Genomic DNA, 21,125 nt, shown 5'->3' on the forward strand with positions numbered 1-21,125 from the left:
ATATTCACCACATGAAAGACACTATTCCCAACCTTACGCAAAACGGACCGAAAATTAATTTAAATATTGGCAAATACGGCCTTCTGGTGGCGCTCCTGCTATTGTGCACCGCCTTAACCATTATTACTCCTAAGTTTTTAACCCTGCCCAATATTATGATTATTGTTACGCAGGTTACCATTAATGCGCTACTGGCTTTTGGCGTTACCTTTATAATTATTACGGGCGGCATTGATCTTTCAGTAGGTTCGGTAGTGGCAGTTACAAGCGTAGCAACGGCCACCTTTGCCCGCGCCGATAATTACCCGCTGGTAGTACCGCTGGCAATGGGTTTACTCGTGGGTCTGGGTTTTGGGGCACTAAACGGCCTAGCTATTACCAAAGGCAAAGTGCCACCCTTTATTGTTACCTTAGGCACCATGACTATTGGCCGGGGCCTCGCCCTGATTCTGAGCAAAGGCCGCCCTATTTCTAATTTATCGGATAGTTTTAATTACATTGGCAGTGGCAGTTTATTGGGTATTCCGCTGCCTATCTTAATATTAATTGTTGTTTTTATCGTCTGTACGCTACTCTTAAGAAAAACGGTTATGGGCCGGTACGTGTATGCCGTAGGCGGTAACGAACAGGCAGCCCGCGCGTCGGGCATCAATGTAAATAAAGTAAAGCTTTTTGTATATACCTTAGGCGGTGGACTGGCGGCTTTGGCCGGTATTATTTTAACCTCCCGTATTTCCACGGGTCAGCCTAATGTAGGTATTGGTTTTGAGTTAAGCGCTATTGCCGCCGCTATTATCGGGGGCACCAGTACTTCGGGCGGCGTGGGCACCATAACCGGTACTTTGCTGGGTGCTTTGCTCATTGGGGTTATCAGCAACAGCCTCGATTTACTCAATGTTAGCTCATATTACCAGCAGGTAGTCATGGGGCTCATTATTATTGGCGCTGTGCTGCTCGATAGTTTAAATAAGAATAAGGGGAATTAGGTGTCTGGACGTTGGATGCTGGATATTGGATGTTGGATGTTCGCGTACTAAATAGTTGTTAGATACTAAATATTCAAATGGCACAAAGTATTACTACTGTTATGCAAAATGGAACAGTTTACTTTTATTTGGACTTTAGCGCCCACCGGTGTCATTCAGGAGGAAACTATTTAGCAGGTAGCCAACAAGTTTCCTTCTGAATGACACCGGTGAATTACTTGAACCTTTCTGCTTTTAAGCAACGACAATAATCATTCAAAATGGTTCTATATTCAAGCGTAGATAACATTTATGACTTGGTACTGTATTTTTAAATTGATAGTTCTTTAAAATACCCACTTATGCACCACAAATTGTTAAAGAAAACCTCATTTGCTGCTTTATTTACCCTTATCCTGTTCTCCGGCTGTAACCGCGGAACAACCGAAGAAGCCGGCGGTGAAAAGCTGGTAATTGGCGCTACCATGCTGAGTATGCAGAACGAATTTATTGTAAACATTGCCGACGAGATGCAAAAGAAAGCCGACGAATTAGGTGTAGAACTAGTTTCGGTAGATGCGGAGCGCTCGGCTTTAAAGCAGGTAGAGCAGGTAGAAAGCTTTATTGCGCAGGGCGTTGATGCGATTATTCTAAACCCCTGCGAAGTAGAAGCCAGTTCGGCAGCCGTGCAAAAAGCGAAGGCGGCCAATATTCCCATCATCAATGTTAACTCCGCTACCAGCGCCACGCCTAATGCTTTTGTGGGCTCCGATGATGTAGAATCCGGCCGTATTGCCATGAAGCACATTGCCGAGAAGCTGGGCGGCAAAGGCAACGTATTTATTATTCACGGCTACATGGGTCAGGCGGCGCAGCTACAGCGCGATAAAGGTGCTAAAGAAGTTTTAAAAGAATACCCCAATATAAAGCTGGTAGCCGAACAAACCGGCGAGTGGGATCGTGCCAAAGCTATGTCGCTTACCGAAAACTGGATTCAATCGCACGGAAATAAAATAGACGCCATTTTTGCCCACAACGACGAGATGGGTATGGGTGCCGTAAAAGCCCTCGAAAATGCTAACCTAAACGATAAAGTTATTGTGGTAAGCATTGATGCCATAGCCGATGCCGTGCAAGCCGTGCAAAAAGGCCGCTTAGATGCTACCGTATTTCAGAATGCCCAGGAACAAGGCAGCAAAGCCATCGAAACCGCGGTAAAAATAGCCAAAGGCGAACAGTTCGACAAAGAGGTAATGGTGCCTTTTAAATTAATTACCCAAGCCAATGTGGCCGAGATTGCCAAGTAAGTTTTAAAGACATTAAAAATATACTTCTAACCTTGAGCAAGCCAAGAGTATATTTTGATTGATACTTATCAGACATTTATCGAACCTGTTTAGCATTTATTCCAAAGAGTTAGTTAGCCGCCATGGGTGGTGTTATCACCGCCCATTCTTGAAGATCAGTCCATTACTTGCCAGTGATAACACGCAGCAAGAGCTTCTCGGATTTAGATTTTTAAATAATAATTAGGTTCATTGTTTAAAACATATCAACGTACTTATTCAATAAGAAATAAAGCAGGCAAGTCTTGCCTATCCATATATGTTTCCTGCATAAGTCCTTTTAATCATTCTGCTAAATCACCCAGCCAATCTTTACTTCTTTAAAAATTTTAGAAAACTTTTAAATATTTAACTTTTAATTCATACATTAAGGATTATTATTTTACCGCTTACCCGTATTTCTGCATTTTTCGCAGGAATATTCTTTTTATTGAAATTTTCTTAATTATATAAAATCGCAGGAGTACGCTTATAGAAACTTTTATTTCATTTTAATTAAAAAGTGCTTTGCTGATGACCAGAAGGCTATATTTTTATCTGGGAATAATTGCAGTTACTGGTTTAGGACAAGCTTGTAATTCCGGCGTAGCCAACCAGGCTTCCGAAGAAAAGCTACCCGAAAAAGTTAGCTATAACTTTGATGTCCGGCCCATATTATCAGATAATTGTTTTGCCTGCCACGGTCCGGATGCAAACAAGCGCGAAGCCGGCTTACGCCTGGATATTGCCGAAGAAGCTTACAAAGCCTTAGAAGAGAACCCCACCGCCCACGCCTTAGTCCCTGGTAAACCCGAATTATCGGCCGTATTTCAGCGTATTTCGAGCGAGGACACCGCTATGGTAATGCCCCCAGCCGGTTCAAACCTTAAATTAACTCCTCGCGAAATAAAAATTATTCAGAAATGGATAAAACAAGGCGCTATATACGAATCGCACTGGGCTTTTGTACCGCCAAAAAAACCAGCTTTACCCCAGGTAAATCAGCAGGATTGGCCCCGCAACGCCATAGATTATTTTGTACTGGAAAAGCAAGAGCAGAAAGGCTTAAAACCTAACCCGGAAGCCGATAAAGAACGATTACTGAAGCGGGTTAGCCTGGATTTGATTGGCTTGCCACCCTCCATTGAGATGATGGACCGCTTTCTGGCCGATACCAGCGCCAAGGCTTACGAAAAAATAGTAGACGAACTGCTGCAGAACCCGGCTTACGGTGAAAAAATGGCCGTTAGCTGGCTCGATGTGGCCCGCTACGCCGATTCACACGGTTTTCAGGACGATGGCTACCGCACGCAATGGCCCTGGCGCGACTGGGTAATTCATGCCCTGAACCAGAACATGCCTTATAAAGATTTTATTACCTGGCAATTAGCCGGCGATTTAATGCCCAATGCTACCAAAGAACAAATATTAGCCACCGGTTTTAACCGCAACCACAAAATTACGGAAGAAGGTGGCGTAGTAGACGAAGAATACCGGGTAATGTACGTAACCGACCGCAGCGATACTTTTGGCAAATCCTTGATTGGCGTTACCATGGAGTGCGCCCGTTGCCACGACCATAAATACGATCCGTTTTCGCAGAAGGAATATTACCAGCTTTACTCCTTTTTTAACAACGTAAAAGAAGTAGGAATAGAATCGGTAATTGGCGGCCCCGAAACTTACGCCAAAAAACCCTTCATCGAAATCAGCAACGAAGAAGTAAAAAATATTCTGACCTTTATAAATAAACAGGACACCAGCCGGCTGATTGTTTCGGTGATGGGCGACCTGGACTCGTTACGCAAAACCCACATTCTGAACCGGGGCGCTTACGATGCGCCCGGCGAAGAAGTACAGCCCGCTACCCCCAAAGCTATATTACCTTTCAATAATTTATACCCTAAAAACCGGCTGGGCCTGGCGCAATGGTTATTCGATAAAAAGAATCCGTTAACCGCTCGCGTGTACGTTAACAGAGTTTGGCAAGAATTTTTCGGGAAAGGCTTGGTTAAAACGTCCGGCGATTTTGGCATGCAGGGCGAACTACCTTCCCACCCGGCCCTACTCGACTGGCTGGCCGTAGATTTCCGGGACAACGGCTGGAATATCAAGCGCCTCGTGAAACAACTGGTTACCTCTGCTACTTACCGCCAATCGGCAATAATACCGCCCGATATACTAAAAGCCGATCCGGATAATATTTTACTCGCGCGGGCACCCCGTTACCGGGTTGCCGCCGAATTTGTGCGCGATTTAGTATTAGCGAGCAGCGGCTTACTAAATAAAACCATTGGTGGCCCCAGTGTAAAACCTTACCAACCGCCGGGTTTATGGGAAGGCGCTACTTCGGGCCGGGGCTTGCTTTCGGTTTATAAACAAGACCATGGTTCCAGTCTATACCGCCGGGGCATGTACACGCTAATTAAAAGAACCGTGCCCCCGCCCAGCATGAGTATTTTCGATGCCAGCAACCGCGATCAGTGCGAAGTAAAAAGACTCAATACCAATACGCCGCTGCAAGCCTTAATTATGATGAACGACCCCACCGTTCTGGAAGCTTCGCGGGTACTGGCTGCTAAATTATTAATGGAAAAAAGTAGCACTACTGACAAAATCCGGAAGGCTTTTAGGGGTATTGTTTGCCGGCAACCAAACGAAAAAGAAATACAACTCCTGGGTAAATATTACCAGGATGAGCTAAAAACTTTGAAAAATTCGCTTGCGGAGAAAAGATTAGCTGTTGGCGAATACCCGTTACCGGAAAAAGCTGATAAAATGAAGCTGGCCGCCCTGATGCAGGTAGTAACCACTATTTATAATTTAGAAGAAACGCTTTCAAAATCCTGATTTATGGACAAAGAAATTCTTGAGCACGGCTTTAATTTTAACCGCCGCCACTTCTTATCCAAACTAAGTTTAGGATTGGGCAGCGTAGCTTTGGGCTCTTTGTTAATTCCGGATTTGTTTAAAGGCAGCGGCCTGGATGAATCTGGTTTAACGCCGGGCATTCCGCATTTTGCGCCCAAAGCCAAAAGGGTAATATATTTGTTTCAGAACGGCGCGCCCTCGCAACTCGAATCCTTCGACTACAAGCCCAAACTGCGCGAAATGAACGGGCAAGAAATTCCGGCTTCGGTGCGGGGCAACCAGCGCTTAACCGGCATGACCGCTAACCAAGCGTCTTTTCCACTAGCTGGTTCCTTTATCGATTTCAAGCAATACGGCGAGTCGCGGGCCTGGGTAAGCGATTTGTTTCCGCATACGGCTAAAATTGTAGATGATATCTGTATTGTAAAATCCATGTTTACCGAGGCCATTAATCACGATCCGGCGCTGACTTTTGTGCAAACCGGTTCGCAGCAAGGCAACCGGCCCAGTATGGGCGCCTGGCTGAGTTACGGATTGGGCAGCGAGAACAAAAACTTACCGGCTTTTACCGTGCTGCTTTCCCGCGGCATTGGAAACGGACAAGGGGTTTATTCTAAACTCTGGACCAACGGCTTCCTCGATTCTATTCACCAGGGCGTACAATTTAGCAAAGGCGATGACCCGGTGCTTTACATCAAGGATCCGGAAGGCATGGACCGCATGGCCCGCCGGAAAATGCTGGATAATTTATCGGAACTAAACCAACTGGCTTACAACGAATTCGGCGACCCCGAAATAACTACCAAAGTGCAGCAGTACGAGATGGCGTACCGTATGCAAACCGCCGTGCCCGAAGTAATGGATGTTTCTAAGGAACCCGATGATGTCATAAAATTATATGGTCCGGAGTGTTTGGTGCCGGGCACGTTTGCCGCTAATTGTCTGCTGGCCCGCAAGCTATCTGAAAATGGCGTCCGGTTTGTGCAGCTATACCACCAGGGCTGGGATCAGCACGGCAATTTGCCCTACGAGATTACCAGCCAGGCCAAAGACGTAGACCAGGCCTCGGCTGCTTTGGTTACTGATTTAAAACAGCGGGGCTTACTCGACGAAACCCTGGTAATCTGGGGAGGTGAGTTTGGCCGCACCAGTTACAGCCAGGGTAAACTTACCAAAGACAATTACGGCCGCGATCACCATCCGCGCTGCTTTAGCATCTGGATGGCCGGCGGCGGCGTGAAGCCCGGCATTGTGTACGGCGATACCGATGATTTTGGGTATAACGTGATAAAAGACCCGGTGCACGTGCACGATTTTCAAGCTACCGTTATGCACCAATTAGGCCTTGACCACGAAAAACTAATCTTTAAACACCTGGGCCGCCGCTACCGGCTTACCGACGTAGCCGGCAAAGTAGTGAAAGATATTCTGGTGTAAAGAAGTTTTAAGTTGTATGTAATAAGTAGTAAGTGAAAAAATGAAGCGAAATAAATTAACGGCTCATTTGCTACTAAAAAATGAGATAACTCGTTTGCTGGCGCAAGTGTTAAGCGGAGCGTCACTTGTGCCTTTACATAAAGTAAAGTCTCTGACTTTACTCAGGCCAGCGGCCTGAAGAAACCTTCACGAGCGAGGACGCTCGCGAAAGAAATTACGAAGGAAATATTATCCTCTTGTTGTTCAGGCTACCTGACAACAAAACCTATTTACCAGCAATAAATAAAAAAACACTTTTCATTAACCATGAACAGCAACCTGAAAGGTTATGCCGAAAACTTACTTTTTGCTTTCAATATTTTCATTCTATTCTTAGTAGTTTTTGAAAGCAAAATAACCGTACCAACCTGGCTGCAACCGGTGGGTCGGATGCATCCGTTGTTGCTGCACTTCCCAATTGTGCTGCTGCTGCTGGCCATGGTACTGGAGTTTTTTAGGTTTAAGACTAAATACCGCACCCAGGAATTTTACGAAACCTTTACGGCTAATTTATTTCTGGCTGGGCTGCTGTTTTCGGCAATTACCATTTTAATGGGCCTGTTTTTATCGAAAGAAGGCGGGTACGAAGGCGCGGCGCTGCAATGGCATAAGTGGCTGGGGGTAGGCTTGCTGTTTTTTACGTCATTTATATACTGGAGCCGCAATGCCCGCTGGTACAACGACCGGACGGCCAAAGCCGGAGCCTTGGTTACTACCTTTTCGCTCATTTTTGTGGGGCATTACGGGGCCGTACTCACCCACGGCGAAAATTTTATTCTGGAACCTGTAACAATTGCCGAAAAGCCCGTTGTCCCCCTGGAAGAAGCTGTTGTTTTTGACCATGTAATTCAGCCAATTTTCGAAAAGAAATGCGTTAGCTGCCACAACCCCGATAAAGTAAAAGGTAAATTAATGCTAACCAATGCCGAATCGGTACAGAAAGGGGGCAAAACCGGCAAATTATTTGAACCCGGCAAACCAGAACTGAGCTTGCTCTTAAAACGGATTCATTTGCCGGTAGAAGACAAAAAGCACATGCCCCCGAAAGGCAAGGCGCAACTCACCGCCGAAGAAACTACCATTTTAAATTTATGGGTTAAAGCCAACGCCGACTTTGAGAAGAAAGTTATTGATTTACCCGCCCAGGATTCGCTTAGGTTACTGGCGGCAAACTTCTTAAAACCCACGGCCAATGAAGTAGAATATTCGTTTGCCGCAGCTGATGACCGGGCTGTTCAGAAACTGAACACCAATTACCGGGTGGTTGCGCCGTTGGCCAAAGAGTCGCCGGCCTTAGCGGTAAATGTTTACAACAAGCAAGCTTACGCCCCCAATACTTTAGCCGAGTTAAAAGAGGTAAAAGAGCAAATAATATCGCTGGACTTAAATAAAATGCCGGTAAAAGATGCCGATGTAAAAAATATTAGCCAGTTCCAGAACCTTCGCCGCTTAAACCTGAACTTTACTGATATTACCGGCAGCGGATTAGCCGAACTAGCTACGTTACCACACCTTACCAGTTTGTCGCTGGCTGGTACTGGTATTCGCTATAAAGACCTGCAAAAACAACTACCGGCTTTTAAGAGCTTAAAAACCATTGTACTTTGGAATACCGCCTTAACTACTGCCGAAATAACCCAATTGCAAAAAGCGCATGCTAATATTAATTTTATTTCGGGCTTTAAAGACGATGGCACCAATTTAATTAAGCTAAATCCGCCGCAGCTTAAAAACAACTCTCCTATTTTCCGGCAAACCATGGACTTACAGCTACACCACCCCATAAAAGGTGTGGCTATCCGGTACACCACCGACGGCTCTGAACCCGACAGCGTTCATTCGCCAATTTTTAAGCCCGGTACCACTTTAGCCAACATGACCACAATGAAAGCCAAGGCTTACAAAACCGGTTGGCTGGGCAGCGATGTAGCAATATTTAACTTTTACCGGAGTGCCTACAAACCCGATAGTGTGCGTTTGGTTTATCCGCTAAACCGGGTACACCAGGCCAATGGTGCTAAAACCTTTTTCGACGGCGAACTAGGTACTTTTAATGCCAACAGCCCGGCTTGGGCCAATAATTGGGGTGGTTTTTATAAACACCAGATGGAGCTGATTTCAGAATTCAAGCAGCCCATTAACTTATCGGCCATTGCGTTGAATATTCTGGTAGAATCTGAAAACAATATTTTCCCGCCGGCGGTGGTGGAAGTTTGGGGCGGTACTACAAAAGATAAACTGCAATTATTAACTACCTTAAAACCAGAACAACCGCAGGAAGTAAAAAAGCCAATTATTAAATTGATAGAAGGGAAATTCAAGCCGCAGCAAGTTTCTTACTTAAAAATAATAGCCAAACCAGTGGCAGAATTACCAATCTGGCACCGCAGCAAAGGCAAACCAGCTTTACTTTTAATTGACGAAATATTTCTAAACTAGAAATAAAAATTTTAGCTTAATATTTTATAAAATATTCAAGAATAAAGTTAAACCAGAATATTTTTTTTACTTAAATATTTATTGCGTTAATAAATCTGCATAAATACCTAATAAACAGGACACAGCAGGATTGATTACTCGAAATTATTCTATACATTATAAAATTAATTAAGAAAGCTTATTCCAGCGGCTGATAAAGAATTAAAACCGCTCTTTTCTCAAAACCGGAATAAAATACGTGCTTTAAACATCAACTAGCTTCCCCGGGGAGCTTCTTAAAAAATTAAGATATAATCTTTACCGAATTGCCTTTTACCGGGCAGCCGGATTGGAGATTATTTGCCATAATCAGATACAATTTATTACCAGCGTACTATTTACCTGATTTTGTATTACCCAAGCTTATTTCCTAACATTCTTAATTTTTCTACCAAACTTTAAATAATGTTCTATGAAGGATTATTTACAACCCAAGCTGAAGTACTTGCTGCTACTTCAACTAATCTTAATTTCCTCTGCCAGCGTCTGGGCGCAGAGTCTCTCGGTTTCGGGCAAAGTAGCAGATGATAAAGGCGAAGGTTTACCGGGCGTAACGTTATTATTAAAAGGCACTACCAATGGTACCACCACCGATCCTAATGGTAATTATAGCATTAACCTGCCTAGTGGCGCCGGTGCTCTGGTTGTTTCGTTTGTAGGGTATCTTACGCAGGAAGTACCGGTTAATAACCGGAGTAACATTAATATTACCCTGGCTTCAGATGCCAAAGCCCTGGAAGAAGTAGTGGTAGTGGGTTATGGTACCCAGCGCAAACGCGACATTACCGCGGCGGTATCTAATATTAACATGGAAGATATTGGGGAAGTACCCGCCACTAACGTAACCCGGCTTATTCAAGGCCAAGCGCCCGGCGTTGCCGTGAAGCAGAAAAACGGCACACCCGGCGGCCAGTTTGAAGTGCGCGTGCGGGGCATTAGTTCTTTGGGGGCTGGCAGCGACCCATTGTATGTAATAGATGGTTTTGCGGTGGGTACCAGCGTAGGCCAGAACTTAAACCCGAACGACATTGAAAGTATTACCATCCTGAAAGATGCGGCCTCTACCGCTATTTACGGTGCCCGGGGTTCTAACGGGGTAGTACTCATTACCACTAAAAATGCCCAGGAAGGCAAAGTAAATTTATCGTTTACCGCCGATTACGGAGTACAGAATGTGCCGGACTCCCGCCGGGTAAAAGTGCTGAATGGGGTAGAATTTGCCCAGTTTAAAAAAGAAGTTTTCGAGGATAATTTCCGGTACTTCCAAGGTCGGGAACCAGCCCTGGAAGATGTTCCCATCGGGTACCGTTATCCGGAGCAAACCAAATATTCTACTGACTGGTTCGACGAAATTATGAACAATAATGCGCCCTACCAGGATTATAACTTAACCCTTTCGTCCGGTAAAGGTCCTATTAAATCTTTATTATCGGTTGGGTATTTTAAAGAACAAGGCTCAATTATTAAAACCAATTACGAGCGGATTTCGGCCCGTGCCAATATTGCCGGCGAAATAAATAAATTTATTTCAATGGGCTTCAATATTAACGGCAGCCACTCCAAGCAAAACGTTGCCAATACCGATGGCCGCAGCGCCTTGGTAGGTTCTACTTTAATCATGGACCCGCGCGAACCCGTGCGTAACGAAGACGGCACCTTACGCCCTTACATTGGTGGCACCGATGGTGTATTTGGTTTCCCTAATCCGGTATTTATGCTGCACAATATTATGCGGCGCCGGAATATTGCCGATGCTTTGGCCAACGGTTATTTAGAATTTACCCTGCTGAAAGGATTAAAATTCCGGTCGGCGGTTAATGCCAAAATTAACTTTAATACCTACAAAGAATATGTGCCATCTACCATTGGCTTGGCTGTAGCCTCCGGAACTTCGGGTGCGCCGCCGCGTATTGCCACCGCCCGTGAAATTAACGAACAGCTTTACAACCTCTCTACCGACCAGTTGCTGACTTACGCCCCCGAACTGGGTGCCAACCACCACCTGGATTTACTGGTTGGTTTTACCGGACAGAAAGAAACCGTGCGGGGCATTGATGGCTCGGGCAATACTTTCCCCGACGATTTAGTACCTTATTTAGGAGCGGCTTCTTTGCGTTCGTCTAACTCTTACGAAAACGGCTGGACTTTACTGGCTTACCTAAGCCGGGTAAATTATTCTTTTAAAGATAAATATTTATTCTCGGCTTCTATGCGGCGCGAAGGCAGTTCGCGGTTTGGGGCCGGCAATAAATACGGCAATTTCCCGGCCCTTTCGCTGGGCTGGCGCTTATCCGAAGAATCGTTTATGCCGCAGTATAGCTGGTTGAGCGACTTAAAACTACGCGGTAGCTGGGGTATGACCGGTAACAACAATATTGGTAACTACTCGCACCTGGCTTTCATGAACGCCAACAACTATATTTTAGGCAATGCTTTTGCGCCGGGCAAAGTAGTAAGCCAATTTGCCAACGAAGAACTGGGTTGGGAAAAATCGAACCAGCTAGACTTAGGCTTAGACTTAGCGTTGCTCGATAATAAAATTGTTTTCACCGCCGAGTATTACAAAAAAATTACCGACGACATGCTGCTGCCTATCTCCATCCCATCCGTATCGGGCTTTACCAGCAGCTTAGCCAATATTGGTAAGGTAGAAAACAAAGGTTTCGAATTTGGCCTGGATTTCAGAACCAATATTGGTCCGGTAAATATTCGCACCAGCCCCAATATTGCCTTTAACCGCAACAAAATATTAGCCATTAAAGGCGAAAACGACATGCTTTGGTACGGTGGTTTCTACGGCGGCTACAACGTGCAAAAAGTAGGCCGGCCCATTGGTATGATTTACGGCTACCGCAAACTGGGTATTTTTAACACCCAGGCCGAAATTGATGCCGCCCCCAAACAAGACGGCGTAATTCCGGGCGGTATGAAATTCTGGGATGCTGATGGGAATGGCGAAATCACGTATGATACCAAAGATATGGTAGAAATCGGCAACCCTAACCCATCCTTTACCTGGGGCTGGAACTTTGCCGCCGATTACAAACGCTTCGATTTTAGTATTTTGTTTATGGGCGCTCATAACTACGATGTATACCGCAATATTGAGGCCTCAACCATGAACATGGACGGCGTATTTAACGTGCTGGACAAAGCCAAAGATCGCTGGCGGTCGCCCGAAAATCCGGGTTCTAACCCTAATCACAAAAACTCGCAGGGCGGTACCAATTACTTTAAATGGTCTAGAGAAAGCAGCGAACGCTACGTGTACGATGCCAGCCACCTATGGGTAAAAAATATTACCCTGGGCTACACATTGCCTAAAATGAAATCTTTCCTGACCGATGCCCGCATTTTTGTGAATGCTGCCAACATGTTCCTGATTACCGACTACCCTGGCAATAACCCGGATGCCGGCGTAAGAGGCGGAACCGAGCTGAACAACGACGATGAGTCTTACCCTGTTCCAAGAACATTCTCTGTAGGTGCCAGAATTAACTTCTAAATTTTGATTAAGATGAAAAAAATAACTGCTATAGGTATTATTTGTCTCAGCCTGATTGGGTATTCGTGCGACGATGACTTTTTGGTTACCACCGACCCCACCCGTATTGGCTCCGACCTTTTCTATAAAAATCAGACTCAGGTAGAACAAGCCCTGAACGGTGTTTACGGCCAATTGCAAGGCATTACCAACACGGCCTACCTTTTCAAAGAATTTACCTCCGATAATACCACCCTCGATTTTAACCCCTTAGACCGGGGCGGGGCCAGCGGCTGGGAAGCTTTTGAGTTCTCAACGGTAAATTCGGGTAACGGCGAAATTTCTAATATGTGGAACGGGTATTACTCGGCCATCTACAACGTAAACTTTACCCTCGAAAAACTAGCGGCCAGCACTACCATCGATCAAGCGGCCAAAGGCCCCTTAGAAGGACAATTAAAATTTATTCGGGCTTTTTATTATTTCGATTTGGTGCAATATTTCGGCGATGTGGTTTTAACAACGGCTACCTTAAAAAAGCCCGAAGAAGCTTTTGCTTTGCTGCGCACCCCGCAAGCCGATGTTTATGCCCAGATTGAAAAAGACTTAAAAGAAGCCGCTGCGGCCCTGCCCGATAAATACAACGCCGCCAATGCCGGCCGGGTAACCAAGGGGGCCGCTTTAACCCTGCTGGGCAAAATGTATTTAACCAAAAAACAATACGCCGAAGCCGTAACTACCCTGCAGCAAGTTTTGCCTTTGGGTTATGCCTTAAATACTAACTATGCCGATAATTTCGACCCAACCAAAAAGAACGGTGTAGAATCTATTTTTGAAGTGCAGTACCAGGGTGGCAACGATTTGGGCGAATGGAGCAGCTTTATGTATACCTTTGCGCCCCGGCTATCGGCGGCGGCTGTCACGGGTTTTGGCAACGTGGTACCGGGCGGGCGCAATATTCCAACCAACGATATGATAGCGGCTTACGAACCCAACGATATCCGGAAAGATATTTCTTTAAAAACTGGCTACACCAATGCCAAAGGCGAATTTGTACCCGTGCCGTTTATTAATAAATATCGCCACCAGCATACCATTGCCGGCCGCACCGATAATAACTGGCCCGTGTTAAGATATGCCGATGTATTGCTGATGCTGGCCGAAGCCATGAACGAAGTATCGGGACCTACGACCGAAGCTTACGGCTACCTGAATCAGGTGCGCAAACGGGCAAAACTAGACGAACTGGCAAACCTCGACAAAACTACTTTCCGGGAAAAAGTGCTGCACGAAAGACGCGTAGAACTGGCCTTTGAAAACCACCGGTGGTTCGATTTAAAACGCACCAAATCCCCGGCCGAACTAGCGCAGTTTATGAATGCGTACGCAACCAAAGAAAAAGCAAACCCCACCGTGCCCCGCGGCGGCGTAGCGTTTAATGCCCTCGATTATGTTTATGTCGAAAACGAACATGTGTTTCCCATACCAGCTCCGCAAATTTTAATTAATGATAAACTAAGCCAGAACGTGGGCTATTAAATTATCTTAGTTTTAAAAGCAGACAACCCGGCCGGATTCCGGTTCAGGGTTGTCTGCTTTTATTTAGTATAAGTCTTCCCTTTTTCCAGGTCCTGCTTTCCCAAAAATATTCCGGCTCCCGACAAGTAAAATAATAGAGAAAATATTGATTCCGGTATAGCTTCCTTAGAAGTCCTTCGAAGCTTTATGATTGATTATCAATCTGGTAAATAAATATTAATTAGCACTATTGCTTGCATTAGTCAGAAAAATTACGGATACTTAAGGTTAAGCCGCTCTTTTGCGTTCTCGTACCCGCTAAGCAGGATAGTACAGGATAGTTATTTTGCTGTAGTTAATTATATTAGAAATTGATTTAAGCCGAAACGACCCGAATAATTTCTCCAGGATTTATAACACCACCTAAATGAATCTGAAAAGTATTAATTCTTATAAATTCTTTGCCCTCTTTGTTGTTTTAGTGGCTATTACCTTTTGCCCTTTATTTTTAGCAGAAGGTCTCGCCGACCCGGTTGTTGCGGCGGCTTCGGGCACCGAAAATAATACCTTTTGGTTCTTTAAATTATTAGGCCGCTTGCACCCGCTGGCGGTGCATTTTCCGGTAACTTTATTGTGTCTGGCTGCTTTGTTAGAAGTAGTTACGCTAAAAGATTTTAATTCCCGGCTCCGGCCCGGTATCGATTTGCTGGTAATATTAGGTGCGGCAGGAGCGGTGCTTTCGGCCATTCTGGGCTGGATGCTGGCTGGCCAGGAAGATTACGGCGGCGATACCCTCGCCATTCACCGCTGGACCGGTGTAGCTACGGCCGTGCTGGGTATTATTTCGGCTTACTTTCTTTATATTATCGAGAAAAAAGATCGCTGGAATTTAATTAAATATTACCGGGCGATTATTTTGTTTACGGCAGTAGGCGTTACAGCGGCTGGTCATTACGGCGCTTCCTTAACCCACGGCGATGTGTACCTCACCAGCGTTATTCCCTGGAGCCAAGATTACGAAGGCGAACCAAAAGGCAAAAGCAGTTTCAGTCTGGTTTCGCTTAAAGGTAATAAATTAAGCCACGAGCAGGAAATAGAATTAAATACCCAGGTAAGGGCAATATTTGCCCACAACTGCTATAAATGCCACAGCTCCGATAAAATTAAAGGCGAACTGCGCCTCGACGAGCGGGATTTGGTATTTAAAGGCGGCAAACACGGGCCAATAATAGAACCCGGTAAGCCGCACCAAAGCGAAATAATCCGACGGATAAACCTGCCCCGCAGCCACAAAGAAGCCATGCCGGGCAAAGGCAAACCCCTGAGCAAAGAAGATATTCAGCTAATTACTTATTGGGTAGAAAAAGGGGCTCCGTGGCCGGACAAAGGGCAGAAAAGTATTTTTAGGGTAGCCGAGCTAAAACCCCGGAACCCCGCCTTACCCGAAGCCACGCAAAGCTTACAAAACCCTGTAGATTTATGGGTAAACGAATATTTTAAGAAGACCCAGGTAACCTGGCCCGCCGTGGTCAGCGACCGGATTTATTTAAGAAGAATATACCTCGATATTATTGGGATGGTACCCACACCGGAAGAGCTAAATGCCTTTGCCCAGGATACCCGCCCCGATAAACGCAATATTTGGGTACGGCAATTATTAAACCGCAACGACGATTACGCCCTGCACTGGCTTACTTTCTGGAACGATGCCCTTCGCAACGATTATTCCGGCACCGGCTATATTACCAACGGCCGCTCTAATATTTCGGATTGGTTGTACAAATCACTGCAATCAAACAAGCCCTATAACCAGTTTGTAAAAGAACTGTTGAACCCGAGTAAAGGATCAGAAGGGTTTATTAATGGCATTAAATGGCGCGGGGCGGTAAATGCCAGCCAGCGCACCGAAATGCAGGCGGCCCAAAACGTATCGCAGGTATTATTGGGACTTAACTTAAAATGTACTTCCTGCCACGATAGCTTTATTAGCGACTGGAAACTGAAAGATGCTTACGCTTTTGCGAATATTTTTGCTGACAGCACCCTGGAAATAAACCGCTGCGATGTGCCCACCGGTAAAATGGCCGAAACCAAAATATTATGGGAAGAACTGGGTACCATAGACGAAGCGGCCCCGGTGAAAGAAAAACTACGGCAACTGGCCGAAAACCTGACTAAACCGGCCAACGGGCGCCTGTACCGCACTATTGTAAACCGCATCTGGGCCCAGTTTTTAGGCAGAGGCATTGTAGCGCCCGTAGATGCCATGGATAACGAGCCCTGGAGCCAGGATCTGTTGGATTGGCTGGCCTCAGATTTTGTAGCCCGCAATTATGATTTGAAAGAACTGATTTACCTGATCACCACCTCCAAAACTTACCAGTTACCATCAGTAAAAATTCAGGACGAACAAAAAATAAATGCCCAGGATTTCCGGTTCACGGGCATGTTGCGGAAGCGAATGTCGGCGGAACAATTTGCCGATGCCGTGAGCCGCGCTATTCAACCGGTTTACGCCGATTCGGCGGTACAGTACAAACATTTTCCTGAATTAAAGCCCGAAGAAGCCAATGCACCTTTTGTACGGGCCTCTTTGGTGAAAAACGATGGTTTCCTGACTGCTTTAGGCCGGCCAAACCGCGAAACCGTAATTACGGGCCGCGATTCACAGGCTAACCTGCTGCAAGCCCTGGAACTAACCAATGGCAAAGCTTTTAACGCCGTGCTAAAAAGAGGTGCCGAAAGCTGGGTTTCCCGCTACAAAGACAGCGATACCATTGTGCGGCAAGTTTACCGCAAAGCACTGGGCCGAACACCTTTACCTAAAGAATTGCAGGTAGCGAAACAAGTGCTGGGCGAAACCCCGGACACCGCCGCGGTGCAGGATTTCCTATGGGCCGTGGTGCTGCTACCCGAGTTTCAGTTGATATATTAACCTAAGCAGCATCCTTGGTAAAGGACAGTTGGGAAATATTTCAGATTTGTAAATTTTAGAAATTATTTAAATTAATTATTGCCATGCAATCCAAATGGAACCGAAGAGAATTTTTAAAAACGGCTAGTACGGCAACCCTGGGCGCGTTGGCGGCTGGTGCTCCGGTAGCCGGTTTGTTATCCTCGTGCAGCAGCAGTAGCGATAAAAATAAAAAACTACTGGAATCAGATACGGTTAAACAGCGCTTAGCCAATTCAACCGCCGATACCGTAATTTTGCTTTGGATGGCCGGCGGCATGGCCCATACCGATACCTTCGACCCAAAACAATATACTCCCTTCGAAAAAGGCCTGGACTCTAACCGGGTGCTGAGTACGTTTAAAGCAGTGCCTACGGTGCTCGATGGTGTAAATTTTTCGGAAGGCCTGGAATCAATTGGTAAAGTAATGGATAAAGGCACTTTAATCCGGTCTTACGTAGCCGCCGATTTAGGTCATATTTTGCATTCGCGACACCAATACCACTGGCACACTTGTTACGAACCGCCGCAATCGGTAGCCGCGCCCCATATGGGTGCCTGGATTGCCAAAGAGTTAGGTGCTAAAAACCCGGTAATTCCGGCTTTTATTGATATTGGGCAACGCTTAACTTTAGGCGAAGGCGAAGAATTAAAAGCTTTTCATACCTCCGGCTTTTTGGGCAATGAATTTGGGCCGTTTATGATTCCGGACCCAACTACGGGCCTCGACAGCGTAAAACCACCGGTAGGTATGTCGTACAAACGTTTCGAAAAGCGCAACGAATTATACAACAAACTGATTAGCGAAAGTGCCTTCGGCGAATTTGGCAGCGATTACCAAAAAGAATCCCTGCGTCGGGCTATGGAGCAATCGTATATGTTGCTCAACTCACCCGAAGCCAAAGCTTTTGATTTAAGCACCGAACCAAAAGAAAGCTACGATATTTACAATACCGGCAAGTTTGGTTTAGGCTGTTTACTGGCCCGTCGCCTCACTGAAAAAGGTGCCCGCTTTATAAGTGTAACCACCGAGTATGTACCTTTTATGGGTTGGGATACGCACGAAAACGGCCATACCCGCCTGAAGGACATGAAAAAAGAAATAGATGCCCCGGTGGCCCAGTTAATCAAAGACCTGGAACGTACCGGCCATTTGGATCGTACCTTGGTAATATTAGCCAGTGAGTTCAGCCGCGACATGATGCTGGAAGGCCGTCCGGGCGCCGAAGTAAAACATCAGGTAGATCAGCCTACCATTATTAACGATATTAAGAATTATGGTATGCACCGCCACTTTACCGATGGCTGCTCTATTCTAATGTTTGGTGGCGGCATTCAAAAAGGTCATGTGTACGGCAAAACTGCCGACGAACGCCCCTGCAAAACCATTGAAAAACCAATAAAAATTGACCAGGTTCACCAATCTATTTACCATGCGTTGGGCATACCCGAAGATGCACACGCCATTGTGGAAGAGCGGCCTTTTTACACCACCCCCGATGGCGTGGCTAAACCGGTAATGGAATTATTTGGTAAGAAAGAAGTAAAAGCAGACGCCGGAGAAGAGGTTAAAGAAGCCTAAATTAATTTGATTATTTAGCTGTAAAAAGCTAAGTTTAAGGAACCCACTCTTGTCATTCAGGAGGAAACTTTTTAGCAGGCAGCCAAATAGGTTCCTCCTGGAATCCTCGGATTCCCAGAATGACAAGAGTGGATTACTAAGAAAATTGATTCTTTTGCCTAACCTACCTAGATAAATATTCAGCTCCCAAAAGATAAAATATTAACCAGTAACAAATAATGGAAAACACCACCACTAACAAAAGACGTGAATTTCTAAAAAAAACCGGTACTGCTTTGGCCGTCAGTGCTTTCTTCCCGACTATTTGGGTAAAAAAAAGTTTTGGTCAAAAAATGGGAGCCACGCTGGGGCATAATTCGCATCGTTACCGGGTAGTAGAAGGCTGGGGCGTTTTGGATGCCGGTAAAAATCCGGTAAACGACTGCCACGAAATGGTAGAAGATGCCAAAGGCCGCTTAATTATGCTGACGAACGAAACCCGCAATAATATTTTAATTTACGACAAATCGGGCAAACTGCTGGAGACCTGGGGCAACAGCTACCCTGGTGGGCATGGCTTAACGTTAAGTAACGAAGGCGGCGAACAATTTCTGCTGATTACCGATACCGACCGCAACCAGGTAATTAAAACTGACCTAAAAGGGAAAGAAATATTTAAAATTGATTATCCCCGCCAAATTAAAGAATATAACCATCCCGGCGAATTTAAACCCACCGAAACTGCCGTAAACCCGGCCAACGGCGATATTTACGTAGCCGACGGTTACGGCCGGAACTTTGTAACCCAGTATAACAGCAAAGGCGAATATATCCGGCATTTTGGTGGCAAAGGCGCCACCGACGGTACTTTTGAATGTTGCCACGGCGTACTAGTAGATACCCGCGACGCGAAAAACCCCACGTTGCTGATAACTGACCGCTCGCACACCAGCCTGAAACGATTTACTTTAGACGGAAAATATTTGGCTACTATTCCGGTGCCGGGGTCGTTTATTTGCCGGCCCGTATTAAAAGGCAAAAACCTGTACGCGGCCGTTTACCGCAGCACTTCCCAGGATTATAAAGACTCGGGCTACATTACCATTTTCAATGAGAAAGACCAGGTAATTTCTACACCGGGCGGCACCGAGCCGAAGTACGTAAAGAATGTGTTACAAGAGCAGCGCAAAGATCGCTCCTTTATGGGATTTCTGCATCCGCACGATGTTTGCGTAGATTCCGACGAGAGTATTTACGTACCGCAGTGGGCTTCCGGCAAAACTTATCCGGTTAAATTAGAAAGGATTTAAGGCAAGAGACCGACTCCTGATGAAATATTAACTTTAAAATTCTAAAGTAAGAAAAGTATATTTCACCATTGTCATTCAGGAGGAACCTATTTGGCTGATTCAGTTTTGATTGCCAAGAATTATTCTGCCTTGGTAAATGGATAGATTTTGTAAAACAAACTATTGTTAGACTTGGATTTACCAGTAGCTAAAGCCATTGAATCAGCTAAATAGGTTCCTCCTGAATGACACGAGAGGATGCATTTACATTGCCTTTGGTTTAATCACCATAAGTTTTTCTTTATTTTTATAGCCATTCCTGCTCCTTCTAAAGCATACTCTTTTTAAAATCTTTAATTAAAGCTACTATGCTATCATAAGCCGAACTTTCCAACGATTTATGAAATATTACCTTCTCTCCTTTTAACGCTACTTCGTTTTTAGCTAATACCAATTCTTCTAAAGGCACTTTAGCTGCCTTAAGTTCTTTTGTTCCTGCTTCTTTTGTTGATTGTATTTCCTGCAACTGGAAATCTGTAATGCTATACCAGTAGTGGTCATCTTCCATTTCTATCTTAACGGTGAACCATAGCCGGAATTTCTGGGCTTGGTGCCCCTCGCGTACCAAAAGCACCCGATAACTAGCCCCGATTATTAACCCATTTGCTAAATCATCAACTTGTAAAGCTTTTTTGTTTTGAACAGAGGAAGAAAACCAGGCTTTGGCCCGGTTATACAAATCAAACTGCGGGCCGTCCTTTACCAGCACTTCTTCGGCGTAATATATTTTACCCGAAAGCGCATCTACCGGAAAAACCTGCGCGGAAGCATGAAAGGGCATTAGCAGAAAAAAAAGCGAAAGAATTTTTACAAGCATAAAATACGAAGATACACTTTCAGCGACCTAATTTAGAATGAGCGCTAAATATTTGTAACAGTAAGAACGCTGGCCAGTCCTGTTCTGGCTAAGCAATTAATAATTCTTGGCGATAATTATAAAATATAAGCTACTACTTACGCCCATAAAACTTTTAAAATCAATATTCTGATGCTTTTCCTGCTTTCAGATTGCCTTCTTACCTATAAATATTAAATAAACTTAGCCTGCCGGGCTATTCAACTTAAAATTAGAAATATTCTATACAAAAAATATAATTGTTTATTATTCAACAGAAAACGTTGCCGCTTTAAAATTATTCAACCA

The 21,125-nt window shown here is 45.2% G+C and carries 11 protein-coding genes; 10 read left to right on the forward strand and 1 reads right to left on the reverse strand.

Annotation, left to right across the window (positions count from 1 at the left end):
• Positions 1-11: 11 nt before the first annotated feature.
• From F0145_RS19230 to F0145_RS19275, 10 genes are all read left to right on the forward strand, one after another.
• Positions 12-986: an ABC transporter permease gene (locus F0145_RS19230; protein ID WP_150090978.1), complete on the forward strand. Its 975-nt coding sequence runs from the start codon at positions 12-14 to the stop codon at positions 984-986.
• Between the two features lie 341 nt (positions 987-1,327).
• On the forward strand, positions 1,328-2,272 hold the full coding sequence (locus F0145_RS19235) for a sugar ABC transporter substrate-binding protein (protein WP_150090980.1): 945 nt from the start codon (positions 1,328-1,330) through the stop codon (positions 2,270-2,272).
• 552 nt (positions 2,273-2,824) lie between these two features.
• A complete protein-coding gene (locus tag F0145_RS19240; protein WP_150090982.1) occupies positions 2,825-5,140 on the forward strand; it encodes a PSD1 and planctomycete cytochrome C domain-containing protein in 2,316 nt (771 codons plus the stop codon).
• Between the two features lie 3 nt (positions 5,141-5,143).
• Positions 5,144-6,598: a DUF1501 domain-containing protein gene (locus F0145_RS19245; RefSeq protein WP_150090984.1), complete on the forward strand. Its 1,455-nt coding sequence runs from the start codon at positions 5,144-5,146 to the stop codon at positions 6,596-6,598.
• A 306-nt stretch (positions 6,599-6,904) separates the two neighbouring features.
• Entirely contained in the window at positions 6,905-9,076 is a 2,172-nt protein-coding gene (locus F0145_RS19250; RefSeq protein WP_150090986.1) for a c-type cytochrome domain-containing protein, read from the forward strand.
• Between the two features lie 451 nt (positions 9,077-9,527).
• The gene (locus F0145_RS19255; protein ID WP_150090998.1) at positions 9,528-12,620 is read left to right on the forward strand and encodes a SusC/RagA family TonB-linked outer membrane protein; all 3,093 of its coding nucleotides are present in this window, start codon (positions 9,528-9,530) and stop codon (positions 12,618-12,620) included.
• 12 nt (positions 12,621-12,632) lie between these two features.
• On the forward strand, positions 12,633-14,138 hold the full coding sequence (locus F0145_RS19260) for a RagB/SusD family nutrient uptake outer membrane protein (RefSeq protein ID WP_150091000.1): 1,506 nt from the start codon (positions 12,633-12,635) through the stop codon (positions 14,136-14,138).
• Between the two features lie 406 nt (positions 14,139-14,544).
• Positions 14,545-17,052, forward strand: a complete 2,508-nt coding sequence (locus tag F0145_RS19265; protein ID WP_150091002.1) for a DUF1549 domain-containing protein — start codon at positions 14,545-14,547, stop codon at positions 17,050-17,052.
• An 83-nt stretch (positions 17,053-17,135) separates the two neighbouring features.
• Positions 17,136-18,653, forward strand: a complete 1,518-nt coding sequence (locus F0145_RS19270) for a DUF1501 domain-containing protein (RefSeq protein WP_150091004.1) — start codon at positions 17,136-17,138, stop codon at positions 18,651-18,653.
• 218 nt (positions 18,654-18,871) lie between these two features.
• Complete coding sequence (locus F0145_RS19275; protein ID WP_150091006.1) at positions 18,872-19,942, forward strand: NHL repeat-containing protein; 1,071 nt, start codon at positions 18,872-18,874, stop codon at positions 19,940-19,942.
• A gap of 307 nt (positions 19,943-20,249) precedes the next feature.
• On the opposite strand, the gene F0145_RS19280 is transcribed toward F0145_RS19275, so the two are convergent.
• Positions 20,250-20,798 (reverse strand): DUF4468 domain-containing protein, encoded by a 549-nt coding sequence (locus tag F0145_RS19280; protein WP_150091008.1) that lies wholly within the window; start codon positions 20,796-20,798, stop codon positions 20,250-20,252.
• Positions 20,799-21,125: the final 327 nt, after the last annotated feature.

This window comes from Adhaeribacter rhizoryzae, from assembly GCF_008629685.1.
GTDB lineage: Bacteria > Bacteroidota > Bacteroidia > Cytophagales > Hymenobacteraceae > Adhaeribacter > Adhaeribacter rhizoryzae.